Raw genomic sequence first — 1,700 nt, 5'->3', positions numbered from 1 at the left:
CTGTTACACGTCATTTTCTTATTACCGGTGACAATGCCGTCACGTCAAATTAAAATATCCAGGAACAGAAAATAGATCCAACAGTGTGCTGTAAAAAACGGCACGCTTTTTTCTTGTATATGATTCAGAATGCGTTATGATGAAGGGGTAACAAAGAAGAAAAAGGAGAGAACCCTCGTCCCGCCAAAGACACTGTTCCCTCCTAAGCTCCCCGCTGCGGTCAAACCGCAGCAGATCGTCCATGCTTATGATACGACTGTTCTCTGTTTTATGCAAGTTGAATGATATTAAATTTTCAGATAAGAAATGGTTTGAAAATGCTGCCGGGGCATCTTTCGCCCCAGATCAGTCCTGCCCATTCTGTTCAGCCAAGGGCTGCCTGCGTCTTTTCGGACACTATGACAGATATCTGGTGGAATGGGACGGACGGGCTCAGAAATCCAACACGGTCACTGTGCCAAGGTATATCTGTGATTCCTGCGGTCATACCCATGCAATGCTCCCATCCTGTATCATCCCGTATAAATCTTATTCCCTGCGCTTCCTTCTTATTGTCCTGCGCTCTTATTTTACCCGGTCCTGTTCTGTGGTGCAGATCTGTGACTATTATGGCATTACTATTTCCATGCTTTATCGCTGGCTGCATCTTTTTCAGCGGCAAAAAGCACTCTGGCTCGGGGTGCTGGAAAACATGTCTGCGCTGGAAGTACCGTTCATAGCCTCTGTGGATGGCGTATTTTTAAAGGATTTCTTTCTGAAGTACCGCTTCTCTTATCTGCAATCCGCTTACGTCATAGACTCGGAGATGCTGTCTCAGCAGCAGCAGCATCCGGATAGCATCACATGATACGGGAATGGAATCCCGGCCATAGCCCTGCTATGCTGTAAAAAACAGCAAAGGAGACGAGTCTATGGAAACAGAGAACACGAAAAACGAACAGATGGAGATAGCAAGAATCCGTTTCGGACTGATTGCCCCGATGGTGCAGGGGACTTTCCCGGATGAATCCATGTCTGCGTACTGCCGCAGGGTAGCCGCCTTCCCGGTAAAACTGCCGGATGGGCGCCAGGTACAATACAAGGCGAAGACGCTGACGAAATGGCTGAGCCTTTACAATCGGGGCGGGATGGATGCCCTTGTGCCTAAGACGCGCTGTGACAAGGGCGGTACCAGAGTTGATTACAGAGGAAGCTGAAACAGAAATACGGAGGCTGCGCCGGGAGTATCCCCGATTAAACGCGACGCAGATCCATGACCGGCTGGTAGAAGAAGCCATCCTGCCGGCAACCGTATCCGTCTCAAGCGTGCAGCGTTACATAAAAAGGAACCATCTGCGCGGAAATGTGGCTGCGCCGGTAAAAGACCGGAAAGCGTTTGAAGAGGCATATTTCGGAGGCATGTGGCAGGCGGACACCTGTTATCTTCCTTACCTGAAGGAAGGCGGACGATCCAGAAGGGTCTATCTTGTCATGATCCTGGATGATTATTCCCGGATGATTGTTGGCGGAAAACTCTTTTACCAGGATAACGCTGCCAACTTCCAGCAGCTTTTGCGGGAAGCTGTGGCAACCTATGGGATTCCGCACAAGCTTTATGTTGATAACGGTGCGCCATACAGCAACGAACAGCTATCCTTTATCTGCGGGTCTGTTGGGACCATCCTTCTGCATACCCCGGTAAGGGATGGTGCCAGCAAGGG

Annotated in this window: 3 protein-coding genes; all 3 read left to right on the top strand. The window is 49.8% G+C overall.

Annotation, left to right across the window (positions count from 1 at the left end):
- Window positions 1-241: 241 nt before the first annotated feature.
- The gene (locus ACQRBN_RS17380) at window positions 242-847 is read left to right on the top strand and encodes a DUF6431 domain-containing protein (protein WP_427740354.1); all 606 of its coding nucleotides are present in this window, start codon (window positions 242-244) and stop codon (window positions 845-847) included.
- A gap of 64 nt (window positions 848-911) precedes the next feature.
- On the top strand, window positions 912-1,196 hold the full coding sequence (locus tag ACQRBN_RS17375; protein WP_427740353.1) for a hypothetical protein: 285 nt from the start codon (window positions 912-914) through the stop codon (window positions 1,194-1,196).
- A partial coding sequence (locus tag ACQRBN_RS17370) for a DDE-type integrase/transposase/recombinase (RefSeq protein ID WP_427740352.1) occupies window positions 1,177-1,700 on the top strand: 524 nt, incomplete at its 3' end. The genes ACQRBN_RS17375 and ACQRBN_RS17370, both read left to right, overlap by 20 nt.

This window comes from Bariatricus sp. SGI.154 (assembly GCF_050313795.1).
Lineage (GTDB): Bacteria > Bacillota > Clostridia > Lachnospirales > Lachnospiraceae > CAMBRQ01.
This window is presented reverse-complemented; position numbering and strand designations above follow the sequence as displayed.